Genomic DNA, 25,693 nt, shown 5'->3' with positions numbered 1-25,693 from the left:
AAGTCTAAAGCGGCGAAGTCTAAAGCGGCGAAGTCCAACTATCCCCTGGCGTCTTCTGATAGAGTTGCTTCAAATAACCACTCTATCGGGAGAGCAGCATGAGAATCGGATTAGCCGGCATCATGGTGGCGGACCAGGCCCAGGCGCTGGCGTTCTACACGGAGATTCTCGGGTTCACCGTCAAGAACGACATCCCGATGGGCAATTTCCGCTGGCTGACCGTGACCTCGCCCGAGGGAGCCGAAGGCGTGGAACTGGTGCTGGAACCGATCGGCTTCCCGCCCGCGCACGCCTACCAGAGCGCGCTCTACGCAGCGGGCATCCCCGCCACCGCCTTCCTCACCGACAACATCCAAGCCGAATACATCCGCCTGAAGGAACTGGGCGTGGTGTTCCGCGGCGAGCCCAGCAACATGGGCCCGATCACCGGCGTGCTGTTCGAAGACACCTGCGGCAATCTCATCAACCTGGTGCAGCCTTCCTGAGAGTCTGCCGCCGCCAATCTTCTATCAGCTTGGCTGACTCAGCCGATACCGTTTCGCTGCGCGACTCCGCCGTGCCCCAGGTGCCCGCCAGATGGGCCGGCACCGCATCGGCCGCATGAAGGAATGGATGCCACAGCGTGGCGAGCATAAAAATGATGGGCTTGATCTGCATGGTCGCTAGCGTAACGTGCGTTCTGTCACAGTCTTATCTTAATTCGCCGCTACAATGGGCTGACGACTCTTTGAGAGGTGCGCCATGGTCCGGTTTGCGCAGGCAGGCGAAAGGTTTAACGCAGTAACACATCTGGCCGGCGCGCTGCTGGCGGCCGGCGGCTCGGTGTATCTGCTGGGGCAAGTGCATAGCGGACCGTGGCAGAGCGTGGTCAGCATAGGCGTCTACTGTTTCAGCCTGGTGCTGCTGTATGCCTGCTCCACCTTCTACCACGCCAGCATTGGCCGCGCGAAGGCCGTGTGGCAAAAGTTCGACCACTGCGCAATCTACGTGCTGATTGCCGGCACCTACACCCCATTCTGCAGCCTGGCGCTGGACAGCCAGCTCGGGTGGGCCTTGCTGGCAGGCGTGTGGCTGCTGGCGGGGATCGGCATCCTGCAGGAACTGCGGCAACTCGAGCAGCGCTGGCTGTCGGTGGTAATCTACCTGACCATGGGCTGGTCCGCCGTGCTGATGGTGCTGCCGCTGCGCGAATCGCTGGGCAGCGACGGCTTCGCCTTCGTGCTGGCGGGCGGCTTGTTCTACACGGTAGGCATCATCTTCTACGTGATCGACACCCGCATGCGCCACGCGCACGGCATCTGGCACATCTTCGTCCTGCTCGGCAGCGCGCTGCACTACCTGGCCATCGCGCGGTTCGTGCTGCCGGAAACCTGAGCACGTGATTTGCGATACAGTACATCCCCTCAAGATAAAATGGTGTATATCTAGCAGTAACTATTCTATTAAATAGAATGGAAATTCCAACGGCAGCTTCTGGCCGCTTGCTGTCGCCCGAAGCAGAGTTCCAACAGGGCTGTTCGCCCAGTGCTAAACTTGCTTCCTGTCTGCTACATCCGCCAGTCGAGGAAGACGAAACCGACGAACGCAATGAGCGAACACACTAACACTGGCGCCAGCACAGACGCGACTGCAGCCCTAAACCATCGGACGAGCGGAGTCGACGAATCTTCCTCTGCGGTTAATACGTAAACTACGCCGCAAAGCGAAACTGGTATCCATACGAGCATAGTATGGCCTATCGGGTTCGAAATTACGTGGCCGATTTGAGCAGGAAAGATACCGACGCAAGCGAAGTACATGCCCGCAAAAACTACCGTAAGTGCAAATGCACCAATCGGTCGAAAACGTCATCTATACAAGTACATTCTCGAAACCTCAGTTTAAACTTAACGTCTGCTCCTGGCCGCGCGCAGTCGGAGGGCATATCGAAGCTAATTGAAAAGTTCAACAGCTTCAGCGTCTGACATGCGCTCGCTTCGCAACTCCACCTTGATGCCACCTTGGAATTGACGTTCCCCGAAGCCCAAAATACCAGGAATTATCAGGACCACGCCAATGCGTCGGTGGTTGCCGAAATCGGCAACGCTGTGAAAAAGCGTAGCGGCCTTGCCCACAATAGTTACTTCCTCACGCTTTCGCTCAAGCTGCATCAGTTCGCAGGGTGGCAGGCGAGCAAGCCGGTCTACTTCTCGACTAACAACGTCGTTACAGGCGATCTCAAAATTTGTTTCCATTACTTTCTTACGTGAACGCCTCTTTGTGGCCGAACTCGGCCGTCAGCACTCAAGATAGCATCTTGCTCAGGTGAAAAATTCACACATTATCACGTGCAGACCGAATCCACCCCGTAGCAGCCCTAGATGGCACTCCGGATAGAGGCAAACTGCCTGATTCGACCCACAGGAAAATGGAGTTCCCTTCTCGTTCAGGCCCATGTACTAACGACTGCAGATGAAGTAGAAATCCTGCCAAATCCATCGGGTTCGTGTCGAGTTTTGCCCATGGCAGTAGTTGCGCCCATCGCGCGCCAGCATCCTTCAAGTCCTCCGTCGAAGCCTGCCGAACCGCAGCCTGCAAATGGTCACTGAGTTCAAAAATCGGCTCGGTCGATAATGACAATGACTCGGCAAAAAACGTTCTCCTTCCCGTAAGTGCTTCACTCAGCGAAGTCAACCCAGCGGCGTCTGGAAACGTCATGCCAGTGAATGGGAATCTATCGCAGGCTTCCTCCCAACTGCAGGTAACTATCTGCTCTCTCTTACATCCGAAAAAATCGACTGAGATCATGGGTGTGTCTATATCGTCGCAGTTGGGAATTGAAAACTGTCCTGGATTTTGCATCCGCTTTTGGCCGACAGCCGGAAACAGCTACTTGTCGGCATAAGGCATCGCATCATCCTCTGAAAAGTCCGTCGTGTAGACGCCCCAGTTCCTGAATCGATAGTACAGAGTCATTGCCTCGAAGTGGCTCTTCGCTTCAACGGTCCATTCGAGTTGCGAGTTGCTCGGTAAAAGTGCTCGGGCGGCATCACCTATAGGACCGGCCATGCAAAAGGTATCTAGGCCATCCGGGTCCACCCAAAGCTCATGCAGCATCATGAATCCTTAATTCGTCGAAGTCCGGTTCTGGCCAAAGCCGGTCTAGCGCAGCGCGCCTTCACAAGCCGACCACTCTCTGTTCCATCGGCCACCGCTGAAGCAGAACCCGCTCCAAGGCGACATGGTAGGCGACCACATCTGATGACCTGCAGCGAAATCAGTCTACGCGCAAAGCTGAAATGTCTATTGCGGTCTAGCCGCTCCAGGCCAATCGGCTATTCGAGTCTATAGATTTCACCGAATAGTTGAATTCGGTCTAGAAAAACCCGGCGCCACCGTGATTTTAGACGCCGCTAGGCCGAACTCTCGCCGTTTAGAGCGAATTAGACTCGCTGCAAAAAAGGGACCGCCCCTACGGAATATGCTCGGCGCCGGGCGGCGGCACGACCCAGCCGTGCATGCGCTCTTCGTAGACTGAAATGGTCGGCGCGGGGAAATCCGGCTCGGCGAACGCGCCGACGGGGATGCCAAAATATTCCGGCAGGGCCAAGAGCTCGTAGTAGACAGTGGCGCCGCATTGAGGGCAGAAGTGGAACTTTGCTCCCGGGCCCTCATCGCCGATGCGCACATACTCGGTCGAGGCGCCGCTGACCGTCACGTACTCGCGCAGGAAGCGTGCTTGCTGGCCGAATGGACTGCCGGTGCGGCGCTGGCATGCCAGGCAATGGCAGATCGAGACACGGGCCGGTTGGCCGACGGTTTGGGCTGTCAGTTGGCCGCAACTGCATGAGGCGAGTCGAGTGATCAAAACTCCTCCTGATCGGGTTCTAAAGATGCGCCGAACAGGTCGTGCGCGTCGAGGATGGCGTAGATGATGGCGGGATTTTTCTTGAGGCAGCGCCGCACGGCGGCCGGGACGGCTTCGCGGGTTTTGCGGCACAGGCCGGGCCGCATGGTCAGCTCGATCTGCAGGCCCATCACGGTGCGCACTTCGTTGTCGCCGGGGGCGATCTTCAAGGCGACACCGAGGTTCTGCTGCAGCCGCACGCCGATGCGCTGCAGCTCTTCGTAGCTCTGCGCGGCTTCGATGCGCTCGATCAGGCGCTTCTCTTCTTCCTTGGTCAGCCGCAGGATGGCCAGCTCGGCCATGTCCACCGCCGGGCCGTCCAGCAGCAGCTCGCGCTTGCAGTCGCAGGCGCCGGGCGGGCATTCTTTACGGATCGGAAAATCGAGTTGCAGCATGGTTTCCATCGCGGCCGGGCGGGCGCCCGAGTTGGCGCCCGCTTAAATTCTACCGCGATTTTTCCTTGCAACCCGCCCTATTTCGCCAGCACCTTGCGGATCGTCGCGGCCAGCTCTTCGGCCATGAACTTGGCCACGTAGGCGTCCGCGCCCACCGTCTTGACGTGCTCTTCGTTGGTGGTGCCCGACAGCGAGGAATGGATCACCACCGGCAGCGCCGAGTAGCGGCCGGTCTGCTTGATGTTGCGCGTCAGCGTGAAGCCGTCCATTTCCGGCATTTCCAGGTCGGTCAGCACCAGCGCAATCTTGTCGTACACGGTCTTGCCTTCGGCCTCGGCGGCGGCGGCGATCTGGCCCAGCTTGTCCCACGCTTCCTTGCCGGACTTGGTCATGATGAAGGGCGCACCCATCGCTTCCAGGCCCTTCTCGATCAGCGAGCGCGCCACCACGGAGTCGTCGGCGGCCAGGATCATGGTGCCGGGCCGCAGGTTCAGGCTGGGGCCGATGGTTTCGGGATCGACGTCGGGCCGATCGCTCGGGTTCATGCTGCGCAGGATGGTTTCCACGTCCAGCACTTGCGCCAGGCGCGAGCCGTTGGCGCCGTCCAGGCGGGCGATGCTGGTGACCATGCCGCCGACGGCGGTCGATTCGGCCGACAGCACCTGGCCCCAGTCGAGGCGCACGATGTCTTCCACCGATTCCACCGCGAAGGCTTGCGTGGTGCGGGCGAATTCGGTGACCAGCATGATGTTCAGCCCGGTCTTCGGCTTGCAGCCGCAAATGGCGGGCAGGTCCAGCACCTGGATGATCTGGCCGCGCAGGTTGACCACGCCCAGCATGTGCGGCTGCGAGCCGGCCACCGCCGTGATGGGCGGCATGGCGACGATCTCGCGGATCTTGAACACGTTGATGCCGAACAGTTCATTGCGCTCGCCGGTGGCGTCGCCACCCAGGCGGAACAGCAGCAGCTCGAACTTGTTGGTGCCGGTCAGGTTGCTGCGTTCGTCGACTTCCTGTTGTACAGAATGCATGTGGGTGCCCTCGCCTCATCATTGATGGTACGACTGTAACCGCCCCCGCCCCGGCCTGTAACCTGTCCTTTAGGCCAATAAGGCGCAGAAGCGCTCCATGTCCACGTTGCCGCCGCTGATGATGACGCCGACGCGCTTGCCTTGCAGCTGCTCGCGCATGGCGCGCGCGGCGGCAAATCCGAGGCAGCCGGTCGGCTCCACCACGATTTTCATGCGCGACGCGAAAAAGCGCATTTCGGCCACCAGTTGCGCGTCCGAGACAGTGAGCACGTCGTCCACATCGCGGCGGATGATATCAAAGGTGTAGTTGCCCAGGTGCTGGGTCTGGGCGCCGTCGGCGATGGTCTTGGGGGTGTCGATGTGGACGATGGCGCCGCTGCGGAACGACTGCTGGCCGTCGTTGCCCGCTTCCGGCTCCACGCCGTAGACTTTGCATTCCGGCGACAGGGCGCGCGCCGCCAGCGCGGAGCCGGACAGCAGGCCGCCGCCGCCCAGGCAGACGAACAGCGCGTCCAGCGGGCCCGCTTCGTCGAACAGCTCCTTGGCCGCCGTGCCCTGGCCGGCGATGACGTCCGGGTGGTCGTATGGCGGGATCAGGGTCAGGCCGCCCTCTTCGGCCAGCCGGCGGCCGATGGCTTCGCGGTCTTCGGTGTAGCGGTCGTACAGCACCACCTTGCCGCCGTAGCCCTTGGTGGCGGCCACCTTGGCGGCCGGCGCGTCCTGCGGCATGACGATGGTGGCGGGAATGCCGAGCAGGCGCGCGGACAGGGCGATGGCCTGGGCATGGTTGCCGGACGAGAAAGCCACCACCCCGGCCTTGCGCTGCGCCGCGTCGAAGCGCGACAGCGCGTTGAAGGCGCCGCGGAACTTGAAGGCGCCCATGCGCTGCAGGTTCTCGGCCTTGAAGAACACTTGCGCGCCCAGCTCCTCGTCGGCGGTGCGCGAGCGCAGCACGGGGGTGCGGTGGGCGTGGCCTTCAATGCGCTGCGCGGCGGCGGCGACGTCGTCGTAGGTCGGCAAAACTTGCATGGATTTCCTTTCTGATGTCTGAATATTTACCAAGGCCAGGCCACACTGGTGCCCATGCCGCGCGCCAGCGCGCGTTCGTAGATCAGGCGCGCCACGGTGAGGTCCTGCAGCGCGATGCCGGTCATGTCGAAGATGGTAATGTCTTCCGGCTTGCGGTGCGCCTGCAGCTGGCCGGACAGCAGCTCGCCCAGCTGGTGGCACGGCAGCTCGGGGGCCCACTGCATTTCGCCGATCTGGCGCGCCTGGACATGGTCATCCACGAACAGGCGCGCTTGCTGCAGCAGGCCTTCGGGCAGCTCGCGCTTGCCCAGCGTGTCGGCGCCGACGCAGTTGAAGTGGGTGCCGGGGCGTACCGCGTCCAGGTTGAACAGCGGGCCGCGCCCGGTGGTGGCGGTGATGACGATGTCGGCCAGCGCCACCGAGGCGTTGCGGTCGGCCGCCGGGGCAACCGTGCAGCGCTCGCAGAACTGGCGCTCGAAGGCCAGGTCCGCCTCGCCGCTGGAACTGACGTAGTCCACCTGGTGCAGCGACGGGATCAGCTCCAGTGCGTAGCGCAGCTGGATGCGGGCCTGCACGCCGGTGCCGAACACGCACACGCGGTTGCTGTCGGCGCGCGCCAGCTGCAGCAGCCCCAGGCCGCCGGCCGCGCCGGTGCGCATGGTGGTGACGCCGTTGCCGTCGATGATGCATTGCGGCCGCCCGGTGGCCGGGTCCAGCAGCACGATGGTGGCCTGGTGCGGCTCGCCGCCCTTCTCGCGGTTGCCGGGCCAGAAGCCGGCCGACTTGAAGCCGAGCAGGTTCTGCGCCACCACCTGGCCGGACTTGATGCCCCATATGCCTTCCGGCAGGCGCTCGCGCACCAGCGGAAACACGCGGCCCTCCTCCTGCTGGTGCAGCACGAAGGCTTCGCGGGTGGCGTCCAGCACGTCGCGGAAGTTCATCAGGGACTCGCCCTGGACACTGTCGATCAGCAGCAGTCTCGCGTTATTTGGCATAGCTGTACACAGTCGCTCTTGAAATGCCCAGGTGCTGGGCGATGATTTCCATGGCGCGCCGCACGTCCAGGCAGCCCGCCTCCCGTAATTCAACGATCAGTGCGCGCCGCTCGCCGGCCTTGAGCGCGCGCGGCGTGCTGGAAAGGCGTGCCGCGTATTCGTCGATGCGGCGCCGGATGCCGTCGGCGCCCACCGGGTCCAGGGGGGCCAGCGATTCCTGCGTGCCGGCGCTGCTGGCCTCAACGCGGCTGAATTGCGCGAACATCGACTGCAGGCCGTGGAACATGGTCAGGTCCACGTTGATGCACAGCGCGGCGATGTATTGTCCGCTGGAGTCCTTGATGCCGATGGAGGTGCTCTTGGCCTGGCGCCCGTCGGCGAAGCGGTTGGCGTAGTTTGCCACGACGGCCGGATAGGCGGCGTCCGCGATGCGGGCCAGCCCAAGCTCGGTGGCCGGGCCGCCGATATCGCGGCTGGACAGGTTGTTGTGGATGGCGGCGATGGCGTGCGCCGGGTCCAGCAGGTCGTGCACCACCACCTCGCAGAACGGCGCCAGGGTCTGGCCCAGGCCTTCGGCCACGTTTTTGAGCTGGTCCAGCAGCAGCTGCTGTTCCGCCGTTTTTTCGCCGCTGCGGGAAGTCTTCTGTTTTCGCATTCAGACAGAATATCCAGAGTTGGATATTCTGTCAAATCCTAGCGGAACACGGGCGACACGCTGGCCAGGAACTGCGGCGCGCGCCGGTGGCGCGTGGCCTGCTCGTAGGCGTAGGCCATGCCGATCAGCGCCGCTTCCGAATAGCTGCCGCCCACGAAGGACAGGCCCACCGGCAGCCCGTGCACATAGCCGGCCGGCACGGTTACGTGCGGATAGCCCGCCACGGCGGCGGGCGAGGAGAAGCTGGCGTTGTAATGGTCGCCGTTGATGAAGTCCGTCAGCCACGCCGGGCCGTCGGTGGGCGCCACCAGCGCGTCCAGGCCGTGTTCGCGCATCACCTGGTCGATGCCTTCGGCGCGCGAATAGCGCTGGTTGTTGGCCAGCGCGTCCAGGTAAGCCTGCTCGTCCAGGCCGCCCTTGGCGGCGGCGCGCTCCAGGTACTCCTGGCCGAAGTACGGCATTTCCTTGTCGGCGTGCTTGCGGTTGAACGCCACCAGCTCGGCCATGTTGCGCACCGGCGCGTTGGGCGCGTAGTCCTTCAGGTAGGCCGCCAGGTCGGACTTGAATTCATACAGCAGCACTTCGGTCTCGGTGCCGTCGTACTTGTTCACGTTGGGCACTTCCACGTCCACCAGCTGCGCGCCCTGCCCTTGCAGCACTTGCAGCGCCTTGGCGATTTCCGCGTCCACGTCCGGGTTCTTGCCGAAGAAGTTGCGCGCCACGCCGAGGCGCTTGCCTTTCAGGCTGTCGCGGTCCAGCGCGGCCGCGTAGTCCTTGGCCTTGCCGCCGCTGCCGGCGGTGGCCGCGTCGGCCGGATCCACGCCGGCCATGGCGGCCAGCATCAGCGCAGCGTCGGCCACCGAGCGCGCCATGGGGCCGGCCGTGTCCTGCGAATGGGCGATGGGGATGATGCCGCTGCGGCTGACCAGGCCCAGCGTGGGCTTGATGCCGACCAGGCCGCAGATCGACGCCGGCGAGACGATGGAGCCGTCGGTCTCGGTGCCCACCGCCAGCGTGGCCAGGCCGGCCGCGATGGCGGCGCCGGAGCCGGAACTGGAGCCGCTGCAGTTGCGGTCGAGCGAATACGGGTTGCGCGTGAGGCCGCCGCGCGCGCTCCAGCCGCTGACGGAATGGGTGGAGCGCATATTGGCCCACTCGCTCAGATTGGTCTTGCCGATGATGACGGCGCCGGCCGCGCGCAGCTGGGCCGCCACGTGGGCGTCGCGCGCGGCGCGCACCCCGGCCAGGGCCAGCGAACCGGCCGTGGTGCTCATGCGGTCGGCCGTGGCGATATTGTCTTTCAGTAGCACGGGGATGCCGTGCAACGGACCGCGCACGCGGCGCAGCAGGCGTTCGCGGTCCATCTCGCGCGCGATCTTGAGCGCTTCGGGATTGATCTCGATGATGGCATTGATGCGCGGACCGGCCTTGTCGATGTTGCGGATGCGGGCCAGGTATTGCGAGGTGAGCGAATGCGAGGTGAGCTTGTTGGCGGCCATCAGCTCCTGCTGCAGCTGGACGCCGCCGTCGAGGATGCCGCCGGGACCGGGCGCTTGCGCTTGTACAGTACCGGCCACCGTTCCCGCCGCGCCAGCAGCCAGCCCCATCCGAACAAATCCCCTGCGATCCATGCCAGCTCCGTGAGTGGTTATACCAAAAGTATCAATACACGCAATCCACTAGCATACCAGCAGGAATGTTTCCGAGCCACTAATTTAATTATCTATTTGGAAGCAATGGGCAAACCATAAAAATCTTATTGGAAACATAAAAGTAGCCCAACGGAACCGTGCGTCATTGGCTGCTCAGCTCAGGCACAATTTGTCGGCCATACCCCTACAAACACTACTTATATCCTCTGACAAATCATGCTGCCAAATACAACAATCACCGCGCAAGCCGGCGTCAGCGCAGCCGATATCGGCGCCCGCCTTTCCGCAAACGGACGCTATGTAGCGTTTTCCGCAAACCAGCAACTGGTGCCGGCCGACACCGTCCCCACCGACGGCGACATCTACATCCGCGACTTGCAAACCGATACGCTGACGCTGGCGTCCACCGGCCCGAACGGCCCGCTGGCTTCCATCAAGACCGGCGCCACGCTGAACGGCGACGGCAGCCTGGTGGCGTTCCAGAGCACGCAGGACGGCCATGCCAGCATCCAGCTGAAGAACATGCTCACGGGCAGCCTTGGCAGCGTGTCGACCAACAGCGCCGGCGTGGAAGCCAATGGCCAGAGCTACAACGCGGTGCTGTCGGCCAACGGCCAGTACATCGGCTTCATCAGCAAGGCCACCAACCTGGTGGCCAGCGACACCAACGGCACCGACGACCTGTTCGTCAAAAACCTCGCCACCGGCGAAGTTGTGAACGCATCGACCACGCTGGCCGGCGCGCAGGCCAACGCGCCGACAGCCGACAGCGCCATCTCGGGCGATGGGCGGGTGGTCGCATTCACCACCTACGCCACCAATCTGGCGGCCGGCGACGACAATTTCGCCGACATCTATTCCAAGAACCTGGACAACGGCATCATCACGCGCGTGTCGGCCAATTCCGCCGGCGAGGCGGCCAACGGCAACAGCGACAACGCCTCCCTGTCGGCGGACGGCCGCTACATCGTATTTTCTAGCCAGGCCAGCAACCTGGTGGAAGGCGACACCAACGGCCACCGCGACGTGTTCCGCAAGGACATGCATAGCGGCGCGGTGCTGCGCGTGTCGATCAGCGCCGATGCCGTGGAAGGCAGGGGCGAGTCCAGCAACGCCACCATCAGCGCCGACGGCCGCTACGTCATGTTCGAGAGCACTTCGGACCTGACGCCGGGCGACGGCGACGGCAAGGCCGACATCTTCATCAAGGACATCAACACCGGCGCGCTAAGCCGCCTGTCGAGCGGCGGCGATGCCAACCACTTCAATTACGCGGGCGGCGCCGCGCTGTCGGCCGACGGCTTGTCGGCCGTGTTCGCCAGCTACCAGGGCGGCAACATCAACGATCTGCGGACCATCAGCGTCTCCAAGGTCGGGGCGGATTTCGGCACGCTGGTGGGCGCCACACTGAACGGCACGACAGGCAACGACCTGGTGCAGGGCGGCCAGGGCTTTGACGTGCTGGCCGGACTGGCAGGCAACGATGTGATTGACGGCGGCGGCGGACGCGACCTGGCGGTCTACGCCGGCACCCGCGCCAACTTCACCATCAACATCGGCACCAGCGGCACCGCCGTTATCGACAAGACCGGCGCCGAAGGCACGGACGCCGTCGGCAATGTGGAACGCCTGCAGTTCGCCGACGGCAATATCGCGCTGGACATCAACAGCCACGGCGGCCAGGTGTACCGCTTGTACCAGGCCGCGTTCGACCGTGCGCCGGACCTGCCGGGCCAGGGCTTCTGGATCTGGCACATGGATAACGGCAAGTCGCTGGCGACGGTGGCCGAACTGTTCCTGACCTCGGTCGAAGGCCAGGCGCTGTACGGCAGCGCGCCCAACAACACCGAGTTGCTGACGCGTTTCTATGCCAACGTGCTGGACCGCGCGCCGGATGCGCCGGGCATGGCGTTCTGGACCGACCTGATGGCGAAGGGCATGAGCGCCGGCCAGGTGCTGGCGGGCTTCAGCGAAAGTCCGGAAAACGTGGCCAATGTGGCAGCCACCATCGAGCACGGCATCTGGTACACGCCTTACGGCTGAACCGGACGAAAAAAAAGCCAGGTCCCGTGGAACCTGGCTTTTTCAGAGCGCTGCAACTGAACTTAGTTGCGCAATTAGTTGCGCAATTAGTTGCGAACGACGCGCTTGTATTCGTTGGTACGGGTGTCGATTTCGATCACGTCGTCCTGGGACACGAACAGCGGCACCATCACGATGTGGCGCTTGGATTCGATCGCGTTTTCGATCTTGGCTTCTTTCAGGACGTTGCCCGAAGTGTTGCCTTTCACTGCCGGCTCGGAGTAAGCAACCTGGCGGGCGATGGTGGTCGGCAGTTCTACCGAGATGGCTTTGCCGTCGTAGAACACTGCTTCGCATTCCATACCGTCTTTCAGGTAGTTCAGTGCGTCGCCCAGGTTTTCTTCTTCGATTTCGTACTGGTTGTACTCTTCGTCCATGAAGACGTACAGCGGGTCGGCGAAGTACGAGTAGGTCACTGGCTTCTTGTCCAGAACGACGACGTCGAACTTGTCGTCACCGCGGAACACGTTTTCCAGGGGTGCGTTCGTCAGAAGATTCTTCATCTTCCATTTGTAGGTGAAGCCCGTGCGGCTCGAACCATTGACATCAGAACGCAGAACGATGAAAGGCTTGGCGTCAACCATGATGATGTTGCCAACACGAATTTCTTTTGCGGGTTTCATAGCGAGTGTACGTATAAAGTGGGTTGCGTGAAAATCATCTGTCGCCTGCTGGCTTCTAACGCCGTAAGCTCTAGCTTGATCGAGTAAAAATACCGAGTAAAAATACTTGATAGAGTAACCGGGCAGTATACCTGATTTTTGTTGCGCCGCCTACTTGAGCGAAGCGGCGAAACGCAGCAGGTTTGTCGCCAAGTCGCCATGCGCGGCCATCTGCTGCTGCCAATCGGCGGCGCGGCTGGCGGCGGCCGGCATCACCGCCTGCAGCGCCGGCCACAAGGCCATCCAGTCGGCCGCCGCGTCCGGGCCGCTATCGGCGCCGGGCGGCAGCGCGCCGTTCCAGCGCAGCGAGAACGCGTCCAGCGCCCCCGTGGCTTGCCCTGCCGGATCGGCATAGCGCTGCAGGAAAGCGCCCAGTTTCTTGTGGTGCAGGTTCTCGTCCTGCGGGTAGATATGCCACACGAAAGGCTTGCCGGCCCATTGCGCGCGCACCACGGAATCTTCGCCGCGCACAAAGTTGAGGTCGCAGGCCCACAGCAGCTTGTCGTACTCCTGCTGCGGCACGAAAGGCAGCACGCGCACCGTCAGCGCGCCGCTGCTGCGGACCGCGCCGGCTTTCGGCGGCGCGCCGAGGAAGGCTTGCACCGCGCCGGCGGCCACGCCTTCCGGCACCAGGCACAGCACTGGTTCGCTGCCCTGCGCCCAGGCGCTGAACAGCTCCGCCACCGGCGCGTGCGGGTAGCAGAACAGCGACACCTTGAGCGAGGCCATGTCCGCCGGCGCGACGCCGAAGCGCGCCAGGAAATCGGCCACGCCGGCGGCATCGGACAGGAAAGCCTGGCGCTGCGCCTCCAGCGCGGACTCGCGCAGCAGGCCGCCGGTCCTGGCGGTGAAGCCGGGGAAGAAGAAATGTTTCGTCAGCGGCAAGCGCGGATGCGAGGACGGCAAGGTGTGGCAGCCTTCCACCCACTCTTCGGCAGTCAGGCCTTCCAGGTTCAGCCATACCGGGCGCGGCTGGCACTGCGCCATCGCGGCGATATAGCCGGGCGGAATGTCGCAGCCGAAAAATTCGATGACGATGCCGGCGATGTCGGCCGGCCCGAATTCGCCGTCCTGGCCGGCCCAGTGGCGCACCGCCACGCCCGCCACCTGCTGCAGCGGCGCGCCGGTGTCCACTTCGGGGCAGATGCGCTGGAACGTTTGCAGGTCGTCAACCCACAGCGTGACGGCGATGCCGTGTTCGTGCTGCAGCTGGCGCGCAAGGCGCCAGCAAATGCCGATGTCGCCGAAGTTATCGACGACTTTGCAGAACAGCGCCAGCGTGATGGATGGGTTTTTCTCGGTAGCCATGTCGGTAGCAAAAAAGCCGCACAAGGCGGCTTTTTTTATTTGGCGTCCCCACGGGGATTCGAACCCCGGTACTCACCGTGAAAGGGTGATGTCCTAGGCCTCTAGACGATGGGGACATGATCGGTACACTTTTAATTTTTTGACTTGGCGTCCCCACGGGGATTCGAACCCCGGTACTCACCGTGAAAGGGTGATGTCCTAGGCCTCTAGACGATGGGGACGTCGTAAAAGCGTGCGCGAATTGTAGCATGGTAAGAGCTTGAAAATCAAGGCAACGCCATGTGCAAGCTCATCCGAAATGCGTCATGCGCGTGAGGAAAGTATAGTCGCCCTCCACCATCATCAGCCACACCAGGACGATGAGCGCGGTGGGCGGTATCAGGATGGTGTAGATCAGCGCCAGCCGCTCCCACTTCAAGTGCATGAAATAGGCCACGATCAGGCCGGCCTTGGCCGCCATCAGTATCAGGATCAGCGTCCAGCGCAGATAGCCTTGCACGTGGAAAAAATCGATAGCGTAAGAGAAGGCGCTGAGCACGAACAGCAAGCCCCATATCTTGAAATAGATGCCGATCGGATGCTGCGTGTGTTCGGTCGCGGTGGACATGACCCCTCCCTACCACAGGTAAAACAGCGCAAAGATGAAGACCCACACCAGGTCCACGAAGTGCCAGTACAAGCCGGCGATTTCGACGATGTCGTATTTGCTGCCGTGCGCCTCGCCGCTGCTGCGCTCGTAGTGCCCGCGCTGCACGCGGCGCGCCACGATGAACAGGTAGATCACGCCGGCCGACACGTGCAGGCCGTGGAAGCCGGTGATCATGAAGAAGCAGGCGCCGAACTGCGCCGCCCCCATGGGGTTGGACCACGGGCGCACGCCTTCATGGATCAGCTTGGTCCACTCGAAGGCTTGCATGCAGACGAACATGGCGCCGAACACGGCCGTGATAAACATCAGCCGCGCGGCGATGGCGCGCTCGCCCCGGTAGGCGTAGTTGACGGCCATGGCCATGGTGCCGCTGCTGGTGATCAGCACGAAGGTCATGATGGCGATCAGTATCAGCGGCAGATTGGTGCCGGCGATGGTCAGCGCGAACACCTCGCTGGGGTTGGGCCAGGCGGCGGTGGCCGACAGGCGCACCGTCATGTAGCCGGTGAGGAAGCTGCCGAAGATGAAGGTGTCGCTGAGCAGGAAGATCCACATCATCAGCTTGCCCCACGGCACATGGTAGGCGACCTTGTCGCCGGAGAAGTCGCTGACCAGGCCCCGCAAGCCGTCACTCGGCGTATTCATGGTTCACCTCGCTTGCGGCGGCCGGATGCCGACGCTTTCACACACCACCTGCACCAGGTCCGGCGTGACCAGGAACAGCAGCGCGAACAATCCCAGCCACAGCAGCAGCAGGAAATGCCAGTAGCGCGCGCACAGCGCGGCGCTGGCGGCAAACGCGGCCAACGCCGCCTTGCCGCGCCGGGCGGCAACGCCGGCCAGCACGGCCGCCACCAGGCCGCCGCCCACGTGCAGGCCGTGCAGCCCTGTCAGCAGGTAGAAGAAGCTGCTGGCGGGATTGCCGTTGACGGTGAAGTTCATGGCCGTCATGGCTTGCCACGCCCACAGCTGCACCGCCAGGAAAGCCAGCGACAAGGCGCACGCCGTCAGCCCCGCGCGCCGGGCCGCATGCCCGCCCCGCAGCGCGCCGCGCCGCGCCAGCTCCCACGCTGCGCTGGCCAGCGCCAGCACCGCCGTGCTGAGCCACAGCTGCCACGGGATATAGCGCAGCGGCTGCCAGTCCGCCGTCGCCATCCGCATCACGTAGGCGACGCTGAACAGCATGAACAGCGACGACACCACCGCCATGAAGACCCACAGGCCGACCTTGCGCGGATCGGGCGCATCCAGTCCACCCCGCGCGTCCATCGCGCCAGCGCCGGCGGCTGCCAGCGGCGCCTGCATGCCGGGCGCGCCGCTCATACCGCACCTCCGGTGGCAACCGGCCGCGCGCCGGGCACGCCGCCGGGCGCCCCGGCCGGCGCGCCGGGGGGATCATCGTCGGGCCCCACGTTTTGCGGGATGTAGTCGCTGTCGCCGGTCTGCTGGCCGTAGTCGTAGGCGCCGCGATACACCACCGGCAACTGCGGCCCCCAGTTGCCGTGCGCCGGCGGGGTCTGCGGCGTGAACCATTCTAGGCTGGCCGCGCGCCACGGATTGCCGTCCGCCACCTTGCCCTTGAAGGTGCTGTAGGCCAGGTTGAAGATGAACAGCAGCTGCGCCACGCCCACCACCAGCGCGGCAATCGTGATGAACTCGTTCATCAGCTGCGCGGACGGCGGAATGAAAGCGTAGTTGTCGTAGGCGTGGTAGCGGCGCGGCATGCCCAGCACGCCGAGATAATGCATGGGGAAGAAAATCGCATACGCGCCCAGGAAGGTGATCCAGAAATGCAGCTTGCCCAGCGCGTCGTTGTACATGCGGCCGCTGATCTTGGGGAACCAGTGGTAAATCCCGCCGAACACCGCCAGCACAGGCGATACGCCCATCACCATGTGGAAGTGCGCCACCACGAAATAGGTGTTCGACAGCGGAATGTCGACGCTCACATTGCCCAGGAACAGCCCGGTCACGCCGCCCAGCACGAAGGTGCTGATGAAGCCCAGCGCGAACAGCATGGGCACGGTCATGTGTATGTCGCCGCGCCACAGCGTCAGGGTCCAGTTGTAGACCTTGATGGCGGTCGGCACCGCGATGATCAGGGTGGTGGTGGCGAAGAAGAAGCCGAACAGCGGATGCATGCCGCTCACATACATATGGTGCGCCCACACGACGAAGCTCAGGGCGCCGATGATGACGATGGCCCACACCATCATGCGGTAGCCGAAGATGCATTTGCGCGCGTGCACGCTGATCAGGTCGGAGATGATGCCGAAGGCGGGCAAGGCCACGATGTACACCTCGGGGTGGCCGAAGAACCAGAACAGGTGCTGGAACAGCAGGGGGCTGCCGCCCTGGTGGGTCAGGTGCTGCCCCATGGAGACGATGGCGGGCATGAAGAAGCTGCTGCCCAGCGTCTTATCGAACAGCATCATCACGCCGCTGACGAACAGCGCGGGGAAGGCCAGCAGCGCCAGGATGGTGGCCACGAAAATGCCCCACACGGTGAGCGGCATGCGCATCAGCGTCATGCCGCGCGTGCGCGCCTGCAGGATGGTGGTGACGTAGTTCAGGCCGCCCATGGTGGCGGCCGCGATGAACACCACCAGCGAGATCAGCATCACCACGATGCCCCACTCCACGCCCGGCGTGCCCTGCAGAATCGCCTGCGGCGGATACAGCGTCCAGCCGGCGCCGGTGGGCCCGCCGGGCACGAAGAAGCTGCCGACCAGGATCACCACGGACAGCAGGTAGAACCAGAAGCTGAGCATGTTCAGGAAAGGGAACACCATGTCGCGCGCGCCCACCATCAGCGGGATCAGGTAGTTGCCGAAGCCGCCCAGGAACAGCGCCGTCAGCAGGTACACCACCATGATCATGCCGTGCATGGTGATGAACTGGTAGTAGGTGGACGCGTCGATGAAGGAGAACTTGCCGGGATAGCCCAGCTGCAGCCGCATCAGGTCCGACAGCACCAGGCCGATCAGGCCCACCACGATGGCCGTCAGCGAGTACTGCACCGCGATCACCTTGTGGTCCTGGCTCCATACGTATTTGGTGACCCAGCTTTGGGGGCCATGGTCGTCATGATCGTCGTGTCCGCTGCCGTGTCCGCTGCCATAAGCCATCGCAACCTCCGCGTTACTTCACAGTCTTGATGTAGTCCACCATGGCCGACAGCTCCGCCTCGGTGTGCGGCTGCTGCGGCATGATAGGTGGGTAGCCGCGCACGATGCTCGCCTTGGGATCGGCGATGGACTGCTTCAGGAAGGCATCGTCCGCCACAGCGGTCTTGCCGCTGTCCAGTGTTTCCGTCTTGCCGTACAAACCTTTCCAGGTCGGGCCCACGCCGGGGCTGCCGTCCACGCTGTGGCAGGCCATGCAGCCGCGCGCCTGCGCCAGCAGCTTGCCCTGCGTGGCGGTGTCGCTGGCGGCCGCCGCCGCGCCCTCGCCCGCCCCCGCCGAACCTGCCGCCGTGCCTTCCGCGCCGGCCGCACCCACGCCGGCCGCAGCGGCGGCAACGCCGGTGCCGCCCGCCGCGCCGGCCCGCATCCTGGACGCGAACGTCGGCTGCGCCGCCAGCCATTTCGCATACGCCGCCTCATCCTCCACCACCACGTAGCCGCGCATATTGGCGTGCCCGATGCCGCACAGCTGGGCGCACATCACCTCGAAGCGGCCGGCGCGCGTGGGCGTGAACCAGAACGACGTCACCATGCCCGGCACCATGTTCATGCGGGTGCGGAACTGCGGCACATAGAAGTCATGCAGCACGTCCTGCGCGCGCAGCAGCACCTTGACCGGCTTGTCGAGCGGGATGTGGATTTCCTGCGTGTCGACCAGCACGTCGTCCTGGCCGTAAGGGTCCTTGGCGTTCACGCCGAAGGGATTTTCAGGGCTGATATGGGTGACGTCGGTCTGCCCCATGCGGCCGTCCTTGCCGGGCAGCCGGTAATGCCACTGCCACTGCTGCCCCATCACCTCGAACTGCATCGCATTGTCCGGCGGCGTGATCAGCTTGGCGTACACGTCCAGCCCCGGCGCCAGCATGATGACGATGCCCACCGTGGTCACGCCGATCAGCCACCACTCGAGCTTCTTGCTGCCGTGTTCGGCGGACGCGCGCACGCCGTCGCGGTGACGGAACTTGATCACCGCGTAGGCCACGAACAGATTGATGATGACGAAGATGGCGCCGGTAATGACCAGCGTCAGCATCAGGGCGTCGTCCATCGCCTGCCAGTTCGACGCCAGCGGAGTGAGCCACCAAGGGCTCCAAAAGTGGAACGCAAGCGTACCCACCACAATCAGGATCAAAGCCAGTGCCAACGCCATAAGCCGCCCCGTTTCTGTCAGATGTTTCGCTCTAAGCCATGTGCAACTGGTGCCCTACAACATGCTCAACGAACCACGCAACAACGGTGTAAATTAAGGCTTTTCCATCCTGCGGTAAATATAGGCGGCCGACATGCCGAACACCACATGGCCCACCGCGGTCGCCCAGCCGCGCATTTCAGCGAACCACGAGAACGCCCCGGACATGCCGTAGAAATTCAGCACGTACAGCACCAGCCCGAAGACCGCGCCCGCCAGCAGCACCATGCCGGTGCTCGAATCGAGCTGGAACGGTGCGATGATGGCCGCCAGCATGATGCCGAAGACGATGCCGAGGATATAGTGCACGGCCAGCGCCACCACCATCAGGCCGAGTACATAGCCGGTCGACTGCAGCGCCTCCCAGCCCAGCACCATGGCGGCAACCATGTGCGTTACCTGCCACGGGTCCGGCACGCCGGCCAGCGCGGCCCACAACACTTCCAATATCATGAGGATACCGCCGGCGCCAAAGCCGGCTACCGCTGCGGCTGCCCAGTCGGGCTGGCGCGCCACCCAGCGGTGCGAGTGCATATGGAGTTCCATGTCCGTCTCCCTTTTGATAGGCGGCTACGGTGGCCACCCTCGTCCAGTGTAGAACAGTTTCGCCAACATGCAATCTCGTTAAGCTTGTATGCCGGTACAGAACAATGGCGGAGCAAGGGCAAGAAAACCGGCGCGCCAAAGCAAAAAAAGCCGCCCATGGCAGCTTGATTGTCGACTAACTGGTGATGTGTGCCAGAACTGGCGTCCCCACGGGGATTCGAACCCCGGTACTCACCGTGAAAGGGTGATGTCCTAGGCCTCTAGACGATGGGGACCTGGAACTTCCGATGTGCCTCTGCGCTGTTGGTGGAGGTAAGCGGGATCGAACCGCTGACCTCTTGCATGCCATGCAAGCGCTCTCCCAGCTGAGCTATACCCCCCGGGCGCAGAAACAAGGTACTACTGTGCAGCAAACTACGTGGCGTCCCCACGGGGATTCGAACCCCGGTACTCACCGTGAAAGGGTGATGTCCTAGGCCTCTAGACGATGGGGACCTTGGACTTTCAGATATGTTCTGCGCTGTTGGTGGAGGTAAGCGGGATCGAACCGCTGACCTCTTGCATGCCATGCAAGCGCTCTCCCAGCTGAGCTATACCCCCCGGGCGCAGAAACATTTACTATTTTTGCCATTGCTGGCGTCCCCACGGGGATTCGAACCCCGGTACTCACCGTGAAAGGGTGATGTCCTAGGCCTCTAGACGATGGGGACCTCGGAACACAACATCTTCTATGCTTGGTGGAGGTAAGCGGGATCGAACCGCTGACCTCTTGCATGCCATGCAAGCGCTCTCCCAGCTGAGCTATACCCCCTCTGGCACAGAAAATTCACTGCCTACTGCTTACCAGCCCTGGCGAAGCTGGCGTCCCCACGGGGATTCGAACCCCGGTACTCACCGTGAAAGGGTGATGTCCTAGGCCTCTAGACGATGGGGACCTTGGAACTGCCGTACTGCTTTCTCTGCAAACTGGTGGAGGTAAGCGGGATCGAACCGCTGACCTCTTGCATGCCATGCAAGCGCTCTCCCAGCTGAGCTATACCCCCGTTTGCGCGAGAGACAAGAGTATAGCAGAGGCTCCGTATTATGCAAATACCCTTTTGCAACTTTGCCCCTGCTTCAAGAAAAAATCAGAGGAACTTTGCCAGGCGCGCCACAACCGTGTCGCGGCCGAAGATTTCCAGCACCGCGTCGATGGCCGGCGTTTGCAGTTGGCCGGTGACGAACAGGCGCAGCGGCATGGCGATCTGCGGCATCTTCAGGCCGTGCGCGGCCAGCACTTCCTTGATCATGGCGGCCAGCGCGGCCTTGTTCCACTCCACGGTTTTGCAGCGCTCGGCGAAGTCGGCCAGCGCCGGCTTCACGGCGTCGGTCACGTGCTGGGTCAGCAGCGCGGCGTCCGGCTGCGGCTCGCGGTAGAACAGCATGGCGGCGTCGGCCAGCTCGTTGACCGTATTGGTGCGCTCTTTCAGCAGACCCAGCACCACCGGCAGCGCCGGCGCGCCTTCCAGCACGGCGCCGTTGGCCAGCATGCGCGGCTTGGCCAGCTCGGCCAGGCGCGCATTGTCGGCCTGCTTAATATAGTGGTTGTTCAGCCAGTTCAGTTTTTCGATATTGAACTGCGCCGCCGAGTTGCTCAGGTGCGTGCCGTCGAACCACGCGCACAGCTGCTCCATCGAGAACACTTCCTCGTCGCCGTGGCTCCAGCCCAGGCGCGCCAGGTAGTTCAGGATGGCCTCCGGCAGATAGCCTTCCGCCGGGTATTGCATGACGTTGACGGCGTCCTTGCGCTTGGACATCTTGGCGCCGTCCGAGCCCAGTATCATCGGCAGGTGGCCGTACTGCGGCAGCGGCGCACCGATGGCGCGCAGGATATTGATCTGGCGCGGGGTGTTGTTGACGTGGTCGTCGCCGCGCAGCACATGGGTGATTTCCATGTCCAGGTCGTCGATGGCAACGCAGAAGTTATAAGTAGGCGTGCCGTCCGGGCGCGCGATCACCAGGTCGTCCAGCTCCTTATTGCCGATGGTGATGGCGCCTTTGACGAAATCGTTCCACGTCACTTCGCCGTCCAGCGGGTTCTTGAAGCGCACCACCGGCTTGCGGCCTTCCGGAATCGCAGGCAGGGTCTTGCCTTCTTCCGGACGCCAGGTGCCGTCGTAGCGCGGCTTTTCGCCGGCGGCGGTGGCCTTGTCGCGCATCGCCTGCACTTCTTCCGGCGACGAGTAGCAATGGTAGGCGGTGCCGGCGGCCAGCATCTGGCCCACCACTTCGCGATACCGGTCCATGCGCTGCATCTGGTAGAACGGGCCTTCGTCGTGGTTCAGGCCCAGCCATGCCATGCCTTCGATGATGGCCTGCACCGCTTCCGGGGTCGAGCGTTCCAGGTCGGTATCCTCGATGCGCAGCACGAAGGTGCCGCCGAAGTGGCGCGCGTAGGCCCAGGAATACAGCGCGGTGCGGGCGCCGCCGAGGTGCAGGTAGCCGGTCGGGCTGGGAGCGAAACGGGTGCGGACTGGCTTTGCTGGTGCGTTGGTCATCGAAGTAAAAAGCTGAGATATAAAGACCGCTATTTTACCGCGTCGCCGGCGGCAGCGGCCAACGCCCGCGCCGCAATCCGCCGACGGCCCCGAAACAGGCCGAGTTTTCACACGGTCGGTATCGTGCCGCCATCGATCACATATTCAGCGCCATGAATCGATCGGGCGCGGTCCGAGGCCAGGAAGGCCACCAGCTCGGCCACCTCTTCCGGCGTGCCGGGCCGGCCGATGGGAATACCGCCCAGCGACGCCATCAGCTGCCGGCGCGCCTGGTCTTCGGTGACGTTGCCGTGATCGGCTAGACGGAGTATCAGCGCGTGCGCCGCCGTGGTCTCGATGAATCCCGGCGCCACCGTATTGACCCGGATGCCGCGCGGGCCGAATTCCTTCGACAAGCCCTTGCTGTAATTGCTCAGCGCGGCCTTGGCGGCGGCATAGGCCAGCGTGGAATCGTGCAGCGGCAGGCTGCGCTGAATCGACGAAATGTGGATGATGACGCCGTACTGCTGCGCCACCATCGCCGGCAGCAGCGCGCGATCCAGCCGCACGGCCGCCAGCAAATTGGCGTTGAGAGCCTTGTCCCAGGCGTCGTCATCCAGCGCCAGCGCGCCCCCGCCCGGCGCGTCCGATCCGCCGACGTTGTTAATCAGGATGTCGACGCCGCCCAGTTGCTGCAGGGTCTCGGCGACAACCTGGTCGACACCCTCCCGCGTGCCGATGTCGGCGCGCACCAGGTGCACGCCGCCCGGCAACCCGGCGGCGGCCGAACGCGCTGCGGTGGCAATCTTGGCGCCGCGTTCATGCATCAGCTTCAGCGTGGCCGCGCCCATGCCCTTGGTGCCGCCGGTGATCAGCACACGTTTGCCTGCAAAGTCGGTATTCATGCCGTGATCTCCAGGGCAGCGATGCCGCTGCCGGCCAGCTCGAACGCGAACTTCAACGCCACCGGGCTGCCGGGGAAGTTGCCGCTGACCCGGCACGCAACGATCGATTTGCCGCCCTCCTTCTGCGCGGCCACCGGTTCGATGGTGGCGCCGTACTCCTTGCCGGCCGCCTCTGTCCACTTCCTGATGGCCGCGTGCCCCTGGTGCAGCTTGCCCTCGTCGCGCACGGCGCCGCCGGCGCTGAAGCAGCGCACCACGCCATCCGCATCGTGACGGTTGGCGGCGTTGATGTAGTCGTTGATGATTGCCGGAATTGAGAGTGCCATGATGCTTCCTTTCGGGTAAAGAAGAAGATGTGACCATGATAGGCGCCCCCATTGCGTTCCGATAGATCACTCTGGTATATTGGCCTTCAACTTCAGGTTCACAATCAACCATGACCAGCAATTCGCTCGACGGCATCCGGACCTTCCTGGCTGTGGCCGAACACAAAAGCTTCAGCGCTGCCGCGCTCCGGCTAAACGTCACCACCACGGCCGTCAGCAAGGCCATCAAGGTGATGGAACGGCAGCACGGCGTCATGCTTTTCCAGCGCAACACGCGCAAGGTGGCGCTGACCGAAGCCGGCGCGACCCTGTACGCCAGCCTGGTGGGCGCCACCAAGCAGATTGACGACGCCTTTGCCGCCCTGAGCCTGTTTCGACATAAACCCGCCGGCAATTTGCGCCTGACGGTGCCGAGGGCCCTCGGGGCGCTGGTGATGAAATCCGTCATCCCGCGCTTCCGCAACAACCACCCGGAGGTGACGATAGATTTGTCGCTTGATGATGCGGTGGTCGATCTCATCGCCCAAGGCTACGACGCCGGCATCCGCCTGGGACAATCGGTGGAGCGGGACATGGTGGCGGTGAAGCTCACCGGCGAGCTGCGCTGGTCGGTGGTGGGAGCACCCGAATATCTGGCACGCAAGGGCCGGCCGGCGATTCCTGAAGATTTGATTCATCACGAAACCTTGCGCTACCGCTTCCACACTTCCGGCGCCTTGCACCGCTGGTGTTTCCTCCGCGACGGCGAACACTATATGGTCGAAACCAAGACCTCGCTGGTCGTCAACGACACCACGCTGCTGGCCGACTTTGCGCGCTCGGGGCTGGGCATGGCGTATTTGCCGGACATGGAAATCGAATCCGACCTGGCCAGCGGCCGCCTGGTCCGCGTGCTGGAACAGTACGTCCCCGCCACCACCGGCCTGTTCCTCTATTTTCCAGTCCATAGCCAGAGCCAGCCGAAACTGCGCGCGTTCATCGACACGGCGCTGGCCTTGAACACCTGACAACCGCCTGGCAGCCGTCAGATTCCGTGGCTGGCCTTGATCATCCCGGCCGCCCGCTCGCCAATGACCACGCAGGGCGCCATGGTGTTGCCGGTGGTGATGCGCGGCATGATCGACGCGTCCGCAATGCGCAGCCTGTCGATCCCGTACACCTGCAAGCTGGCGTTCACCACCGACATCGCATCCCGCCCCATCTTGGCGGTGCACGACTGGTGCCAATAAGTCACGGCGCCGTTGCGGAGAAAGGCTTCCATGTCCCGCTGTCCCAGCTTGCCCGGCATGCATTCACGCTTGACCAGTGAATCGAACGCGCCGGCGTTGCCCAGCTCCCGGCACATCTCGACCGAGTTCAGGGCCGCCTTGAGATCGTCGGGATCGGCCAGCGTATTGGCGTGGATCAGCGGGGCGTCGGTCGCGTCGGGCCCGGACAGCAGCACTTCGCCCCGGCTCTTCGGGTGGGCCAGGCCGGCGAACATGGTCCAGCCGTGTTCCGGCACGCCGAGGCGCGCGTTTTCCTGGCTCGGCACGGGAAACTCAACCTGGCAGTGCAGCATATCGGGCGCATCCAGCGCCGCATCGCTCTTCCAGTACAGCGTCGCCTCGGAGCCGCCATTGCCCACTTCCTGCGGCTCCTTGTATTCCCAGATGCAGCCGAAGGACACATGGTCCTGGTGGTTCTGGCCGACGCCCGCCAGATGCTGGCGCACCTTGATTCCGTGCCGGCCGAGTTCCTGCTCCGGGCCGATGCCGGACTGCATCAGCAACTTGGGTGTATTGACTGCGCCCAGCGACAACACGACTTCGCGGGAAGCGCCGAACGTGCGCTTCTCGCCGCCAAGGATGACTTCCACGCCGGTCGCCCTGCGGTTGTCGAACGTCAGCCTGGACACCAGCGCATCGGTCAGCACGGTCAGGTTGGGCTGCGCCATGCGCGGATAGGTATAGGAACGGAACACCGAAAGACGCTTGCCGTCGCGGATGCGCAAGTCGTTGATGGCCGCGCCGCCGTCGGCTTCCATCATGGCGCCGTTCGGGCTGTCAAAAGTCGGCACGCCGAGCGAACGGGCGGCCTCCAGCATCAGGGTGGCGGTCGGCTTGGGGTCATGCGCAGGGGCCACGTAGACCGGCCCGCCCCGGCCGCGACGCTCGGGATCGGCCGGGCCGTGCCAGTCTTCGATGCGCTGGTAAATCTTCAGTACGGACGCGTAGTTCCATGCCTCGTCCCCTGCTTCTTGCGCAAAGTAATTCCAGTCGCTGCGATGGCCGCGCGCCCACAGCATCACATTGATGCTCGACCCGCCGCCCAGCACCCTCCCCATGTTCATGGGAATCGAGCGCCCGTTCAGGTGGCGGTTCGGCTGCGCGGCAAAAGCCCAGTCGCGCTCGGTGCCCAGATTGAGCGGCCACTGCGCCGGCGCGATGACGCTCTCGACCTCATCGCTGCCGCCGGCCTCCAGCAGCAGCACCTGAACCGCCGGATTCTCGGCCAGCCTGGCGGCCACCACCGAACCGGCGGAGCCGGCGCCGCAGACGATGAAGTCATAGCTGCTCTTGAGCGCGCCTCGCAGCTTCGCTTGGTTGGCGCGGACGGCGGCCGCGAATTCGTGATCGGGAAGTTGAATGTTTTGCATGTCGGTTATCCGGTGAATGAGGTCCATAGGCGTGCCGTTGGCGA

26 protein-coding genes and 10 tRNA genes are annotated in these 25,693 nt (G+C 63.5%); 4 read left to right on the top strand and 32 right to left on the bottom strand.

Going from position 1 to position 25,693, the window contains the following annotated elements:
• The first annotated feature begins 98 nt into the window (after positions 1-98).
• A complete protein-coding gene (locus AC56DV_RS10320; RefSeq protein WP_496314189.1) occupies positions 99-485 on the top strand; it encodes a VOC family protein in 387 nt (128 codons plus the stop codon).
• Here AC56DV_RS10320 and AC56DV_RS10315 read toward each other — a convergent pair.
• On the bottom strand, positions 463-657 hold the full coding sequence (locus AC56DV_RS10315) for a hypothetical protein (RefSeq protein WP_496314188.1): 195 nt from the start codon (positions 655-657) through the stop codon (positions 463-465). The genes AC56DV_RS10320 and AC56DV_RS10315 overlap by 23 nt on opposite strands.
• Before the next feature lie 84 nt (positions 658-741).
• Between AC56DV_RS10315 and trhA the strand changes: the two genes are divergently transcribed.
• Positions 742-1,374: a PAQR family membrane homeostasis protein TrhA gene (gene trhA / locus AC56DV_RS10310; protein WP_496314187.1), complete on the top strand. Its 633-nt coding sequence runs from the start codon at positions 742-744 to the stop codon at positions 1,372-1,374.
• Positions 1,375-1,931: 557 nt separating this feature from the next.
• On the opposite strand, the gene AC56DV_RS10305 is transcribed toward trhA, so the two are convergent.
• The 9 genes from AC56DV_RS10305 to AC56DV_RS10265 all read right to left on the bottom strand — a co-directional run bounded on the left by AC56DV_RS10305 (position 1,932) and on the right by AC56DV_RS10265 (position 9,622).
• A complete protein-coding gene (locus AC56DV_RS10305) occupies positions 1,932-2,234 on the bottom strand; it encodes a hypothetical protein (RefSeq protein ID WP_496314186.1) in 303 nt (100 codons plus the stop codon).
• 634 nt (positions 2,235-2,868) lie between these two features.
• On the bottom strand, positions 2,869-3,099 hold the full coding sequence (locus tag AC56DV_RS10300; protein WP_496314185.1) for a hypothetical protein: 231 nt from the start codon (positions 3,097-3,099) through the stop codon (positions 2,869-2,871).
• A 352-nt stretch (positions 3,100-3,451) separates the two neighbouring features.
• A complete protein-coding gene (locus tag AC56DV_RS10295; RefSeq protein WP_496314184.1) occupies positions 3,452-3,847 on the bottom strand; it encodes a GFA family protein in 396 nt (131 codons plus the stop codon).
• Positions 3,844-4,281, bottom strand: a complete 438-nt coding sequence (locus AC56DV_RS10290; protein WP_496314183.1) for a hypothetical protein — start codon at positions 4,279-4,281, stop codon at positions 3,844-3,846. Before AC56DV_RS10290 ends, AC56DV_RS10295 begins: the two co-directional genes overlap by 4 nt.
• A gap of 77 nt (positions 4,282-4,358) precedes the next feature.
• Positions 4,359-5,312 (bottom strand): chemotaxis protein, encoded by a 954-nt coding sequence (locus tag AC56DV_RS10285; RefSeq protein ID WP_496314182.1) that lies wholly within the window; start codon positions 5,310-5,312, stop codon positions 4,359-4,361.
• A 69-nt stretch (positions 5,313-5,381) separates the two neighbouring features.
• Positions 5,382-6,341, bottom strand: coding sequence for a threo-3-hydroxy-L-aspartate ammonia-lyase (locus AC56DV_RS10280; RefSeq protein ID WP_496314181.1), 960 nt, complete (start codon positions 6,339-6,341; stop codon positions 5,382-5,384).
• A 26-nt stretch (positions 6,342-6,367) separates the two neighbouring features.
• The gene (locus AC56DV_RS10275) at positions 6,368-7,336 is read right to left on the bottom strand and encodes an ornithine cyclodeaminase family protein (RefSeq protein WP_496314180.1); all 969 of its coding nucleotides are present in this window, start codon (positions 7,334-7,336) and stop codon (positions 6,368-6,370) included.
• The gene (locus AC56DV_RS10270; protein WP_496314179.1) at positions 7,326-7,991 is read right to left on the bottom strand and encodes a helix-turn-helix transcriptional regulator; all 666 of its coding nucleotides are present in this window, start codon (positions 7,989-7,991) and stop codon (positions 7,326-7,328) included. The genes AC56DV_RS10275 and AC56DV_RS10270 overlap by 11 nt, the downstream gene beginning before the upstream one ends.
• Positions 7,992-8,029: 38 nt before the next feature.
• Positions 8,030-9,622 (bottom strand): amidase, encoded by a 1,593-nt coding sequence (locus tag AC56DV_RS10265; RefSeq protein WP_496314178.1) that lies wholly within the window; start codon positions 9,620-9,622, stop codon positions 8,030-8,032.
• Positions 9,623-9,859: 237 nt separating this feature from the next.
• Between AC56DV_RS10265 and AC56DV_RS10260 the strand changes: the two genes are divergently transcribed.
• Positions 9,860-11,686, top strand: a complete 1,827-nt coding sequence (locus AC56DV_RS10260) for a DUF4214 domain-containing protein (protein WP_496314177.1) — start codon at positions 9,860-9,862, stop codon at positions 11,684-11,686.
• Between the two features lie 86 nt (positions 11,687-11,772).
• Here AC56DV_RS10260 and AC56DV_RS10255 read toward each other — a convergent pair whose 3' ends face one another.
• From AC56DV_RS10255 to AC56DV_RS10155, 21 genes are all read right to left on the bottom strand, one after another.
• Positions 11,773-12,348 (bottom strand): elongation factor P, encoded by a 576-nt coding sequence (locus tag AC56DV_RS10255; RefSeq protein WP_496314176.1) that lies wholly within the window; start codon positions 12,346-12,348, stop codon positions 11,773-11,775.
• A gap of 150 nt (positions 12,349-12,498) precedes the next feature.
• A complete protein-coding gene (gene earP / locus AC56DV_RS10250) occupies positions 12,499-13,695 on the bottom strand; it encodes an elongation factor P maturation arginine rhamnosyltransferase EarP (protein ID WP_496314175.1) in 1,197 nt (398 codons plus the stop codon).
• 40 nt (positions 13,696-13,735) lie between these two features.
• Positions 13,736-13,811: transfer RNA gene (locus tag AC56DV_RS10245), tRNA-Glu, on the bottom strand.
• Between the two features lie 29 nt (positions 13,812-13,840).
• Positions 13,841-13,916: transfer RNA gene (locus AC56DV_RS10240), tRNA-Glu, on the bottom strand.
• Positions 13,917-13,984: 68 nt separating this feature from the next.
• The gene (locus AC56DV_RS10235) at positions 13,985-14,302 is read right to left on the bottom strand and encodes a cytochrome C oxidase subunit IV family protein (RefSeq protein WP_496314174.1); all 318 of its coding nucleotides are present in this window, start codon (positions 14,300-14,302) and stop codon (positions 13,985-13,987) included.
• 9 nt (positions 14,303-14,311) lie between these two features.
• Positions 14,312-14,989 carry a heme-copper oxidase subunit III family protein gene (locus AC56DV_RS10230; RefSeq protein WP_496314173.1) on the bottom strand — a complete coding sequence of 226 codons (678 nt, stop codon included), beginning with the start codon at positions 14,987-14,989 and terminating at the stop codon, positions 14,312-14,314.
• A 3-nt stretch (positions 14,990-14,992) separates the two neighbouring features.
• Positions 14,993-15,667, bottom strand: a complete 675-nt coding sequence (locus AC56DV_RS10225) for a cytochrome c oxidase subunit 3 (protein WP_496314172.1) — start codon at positions 15,665-15,667, stop codon at positions 14,993-14,995.
• Entirely contained in the window at positions 15,664-17,472 is a 1,809-nt protein-coding gene (locus AC56DV_RS10220; protein ID WP_496314171.1) for a cytochrome c oxidase subunit I, read from the bottom strand. The genes AC56DV_RS10225 and AC56DV_RS10220 overlap by 4 nt, the downstream gene beginning before the upstream one ends.
• 13 nt (positions 17,473-17,485) lie before the next feature.
• Positions 17,486-18,679, bottom strand: coding sequence for a c-type cytochrome (locus AC56DV_RS10215; RefSeq protein ID WP_496314170.1), 1,194 nt, complete (start codon positions 18,677-18,679; stop codon positions 17,486-17,488).
• Positions 18,680-18,772: 93 nt separating this feature from the next.
• Positions 18,773-19,264 carry a hypothetical protein gene (locus AC56DV_RS10210; RefSeq protein ID WP_496314169.1) on the bottom strand — a complete coding sequence of 164 codons (492 nt, stop codon included), beginning with the start codon at positions 19,262-19,264 and terminating at the stop codon, positions 18,773-18,775.
• Between the two features lie 199 nt (positions 19,265-19,463).
• Positions 19,464-19,539 (bottom strand) — tRNA-Glu (locus AC56DV_RS10205).
• A 29-nt stretch (positions 19,540-19,568) separates the two neighbouring features.
• Positions 19,569-19,644, bottom strand: a tRNA-Ala gene (locus AC56DV_RS10200).
• A gap of 39 nt (positions 19,645-19,683) precedes the next feature.
• Positions 19,684-19,759: transfer RNA gene (locus AC56DV_RS10195), tRNA-Glu, on the bottom strand.
• Positions 19,760-19,788: 29 nt separating this feature from the next.
• Positions 19,789-19,864 (bottom strand) — tRNA-Ala (locus AC56DV_RS10190).
• 34 nt (positions 19,865-19,898) lie between these two features.
• Positions 19,899-19,974: transfer RNA gene (locus AC56DV_RS10185), tRNA-Glu, on the bottom strand.
• A gap of 25 nt (positions 19,975-19,999) precedes the next feature.
• Positions 20,000-20,075: transfer RNA gene (locus AC56DV_RS10180), tRNA-Ala, on the bottom strand.
• 48 nt (positions 20,076-20,123) lie between these two features.
• A tRNA-Glu gene (locus tag AC56DV_RS10175) sits at positions 20,124-20,199 on the bottom strand.
• Between the two features lie 32 nt (positions 20,200-20,231).
• Positions 20,232-20,307: transfer RNA gene (locus tag AC56DV_RS10170), tRNA-Ala, on the bottom strand.
• A gap of 84 nt (positions 20,308-20,391) precedes the next feature.
• A complete protein-coding gene (gltX, locus tag AC56DV_RS10165; protein WP_496314168.1) occupies positions 20,392-21,801 on the bottom strand; it encodes a glutamate--tRNA ligase in 1,410 nt (469 codons plus the stop codon).
• A gap of 107 nt (positions 21,802-21,908) precedes the next feature.
• Positions 21,909-22,685, bottom strand: coding sequence for an SDR family oxidoreductase (locus AC56DV_RS10160; protein ID WP_496314167.1), 777 nt, complete (start codon positions 22,683-22,685; stop codon positions 21,909-21,911).
• Positions 22,682-23,011: a nuclear transport factor 2 family protein gene (locus tag AC56DV_RS10155; protein WP_496314166.1), complete on the bottom strand. Its 330-nt coding sequence runs from the start codon at positions 23,009-23,011 to the stop codon at positions 22,682-22,684. The genes AC56DV_RS10160 and AC56DV_RS10155 overlap by 4 nt, the downstream gene beginning before the upstream one ends.
• 110 nt (positions 23,012-23,121) lie before the next feature.
• Between AC56DV_RS10155 and AC56DV_RS10150 the strand changes: the two genes are divergently transcribed.
• A complete protein-coding gene (locus AC56DV_RS10150; RefSeq protein ID WP_496314165.1) occupies positions 23,122-24,018 on the top strand; it encodes a LysR family transcriptional regulator in 897 nt (298 codons plus the stop codon).
• Between the two features lie 17 nt (positions 24,019-24,035).
• Here AC56DV_RS10150 and AC56DV_RS10145 read toward each other — a convergent pair whose 3' ends face one another.
• Positions 24,036-25,649 carry a GMC family oxidoreductase gene (locus AC56DV_RS10145; protein ID WP_496314164.1) on the bottom strand — a complete coding sequence of 538 codons (1,614 nt, stop codon included), beginning with the start codon at positions 25,647-25,649 and terminating at the stop codon, positions 24,036-24,038.
• Between the last annotated feature and the right edge of the window lie 44 nt (positions 25,650-25,693).

It is taken from the genome of Massilia sp. BGA-UO-ETr-WB1, from assembly GCF_059567845.1.
Note: the sequence above shows the minus strand (reverse complement) of the source record. Positions and strands in the feature narration are given on the sequence as shown.

Bases quoted from the DNA above. Each gene is read 5' to 3' on its own strand.
- AC56DV_RS10160 (WP_496314167.1), bottom strand. From the start codon at position 22,685: ATGAATACCGACTTTGCAGGCAAACGTGTGCTGATCACCGGCGGCACC.
- AC56DV_RS10215 (WP_496314170.1), bottom strand. From the start codon at position 18,679: ATGGCGTTGGCACTGGCTTTGATCCTGATTGTGGTGGGTACGCTTGCG.
- AC56DV_RS10235 (WP_496314174.1), bottom strand. From the start codon at position 14,302: ATGTCCACCGCGACCGAACACACGCAGCATCCGATCGGCATCTATTTC.
- AC56DV_RS10150 (WP_496314165.1), top strand. From the start codon at position 23,122: ATGACCAGCAATTCGCTCGACGGCATCCGGACCTTCCTGGCTGTGGCC.
- AC56DV_RS10265 (WP_496314178.1), bottom strand. From the start codon at position 9,622: ATGGATCGCAGGGGATTTGTTCGGATGGGGCTGGCTGCTGGCGCGGCG.
- AC56DV_RS10220 (WP_496314171.1), bottom strand. From the start codon at position 17,472: ATGGCTTATGGCAGCGGACACGGCAGCGGACACGACGATCATGACGAC.
- AC56DV_RS10270 (WP_496314179.1), bottom strand. From the start codon at position 7,991: ATGCGAAAACAGAAGACTTCCCGCAGCGGCGAAAAAACGGCGGAACAG.
- trhA (WP_496314187.1), top strand. From the start codon at position 742: ATGGTCCGGTTTGCGCAGGCAGGCGAAAGGTTTAACGCAGTAACACAT.
- AC56DV_RS10280 (WP_496314181.1), bottom strand. From the start codon at position 6,341: ATGCAAGTTTTGCCGACCTACGACGACGTCGCCGCCGCCGCGCAGCGC.
- AC56DV_RS10225 (WP_496314172.1), bottom strand. From the start codon at position 15,667: ATGAGCGGCGCGCCCGGCATGCAGGCGCCGCTGGCAGCCGCCGGCGCT.
- AC56DV_RS10260 (WP_496314177.1), top strand. From the start codon at position 9,860: ATGCTGCCAAATACAACAATCACCGCGCAAGCCGGCGTCAGCGCAGCC.
- AC56DV_RS10305 (WP_496314186.1), bottom strand. From the start codon at position 2,234: ATGGAAACAAATTTTGAGATCGCCTGTAACGACGTTGTTAGTCGAGAA.
- AC56DV_RS10320 (WP_496314189.1), top strand. From the start codon at position 99: ATGAGAATCGGATTAGCCGGCATCATGGTGGCGGACCAGGCCCAGGCG.
- AC56DV_RS10145 (WP_496314164.1), bottom strand. From the start codon at position 25,649: ATGCAAAACATTCAACTTCCCGATCACGAATTCGCGGCCGCCGTCCGC.
- AC56DV_RS10155 (WP_496314166.1), bottom strand. From the start codon at position 23,011: ATGGCACTCTCAATTCCGGCAATCATCAACGACTACATCAACGCCGCC.
- gltX (WP_496314168.1), bottom strand. From the start codon at position 21,801: ATGACCAACGCACCAGCAAAGCCAGTCCGCACCCGTTTCGCTCCCAGC.
- AC56DV_RS10315 (WP_496314188.1), bottom strand. From the start codon at position 657: ATGCAGATCAAGCCCATCATTTTTATGCTCGCCACGCTGTGGCATCCA.
- earP (WP_496314175.1), bottom strand. From the start codon at position 13,695: ATGGCTACCGAGAAAAACCCATCCATCACGCTGGCGCTGTTCTGCAAA.
- AC56DV_RS10275 (WP_496314180.1), bottom strand. From the start codon at position 7,336: ATGCCAAATAACGCGAGACTGCTGCTGATCGACAGTGTCCAGGGCGAG.
- AC56DV_RS10290 (WP_496314183.1), bottom strand. From the start codon at position 4,281: ATGCTGCAACTCGATTTTCCGATCCGTAAAGAATGCCCGCCCGGCGCC.
- AC56DV_RS10230 (WP_496314173.1), bottom strand. From the start codon at position 14,989: ATGAATACGCCGAGTGACGGCTTGCGGGGCCTGGTCAGCGACTTCTCC.
- AC56DV_RS10300 (WP_496314185.1), bottom strand. From the start codon at position 3,099: ATGATGCTGCATGAGCTTTGGGTGGACCCGGATGGCCTAGATACCTTT.
- AC56DV_RS10285 (WP_496314182.1), bottom strand. From the start codon at position 5,312: ATGCATTCTGTACAACAGGAAGTCGACGAACGCAGCAACCTGACCGGC.
- AC56DV_RS10255 (WP_496314176.1), bottom strand. From the start codon at position 12,348: ATGAAACCCGCAAAAGAAATTCGTGTTGGCAACATCATCATGGTTGAC.
- AC56DV_RS10210 (WP_496314169.1), bottom strand. From the start codon at position 19,264: ATGGAACTCCATATGCACTCGCACCGCTGGGTGGCGCGCCAGCCCGAC.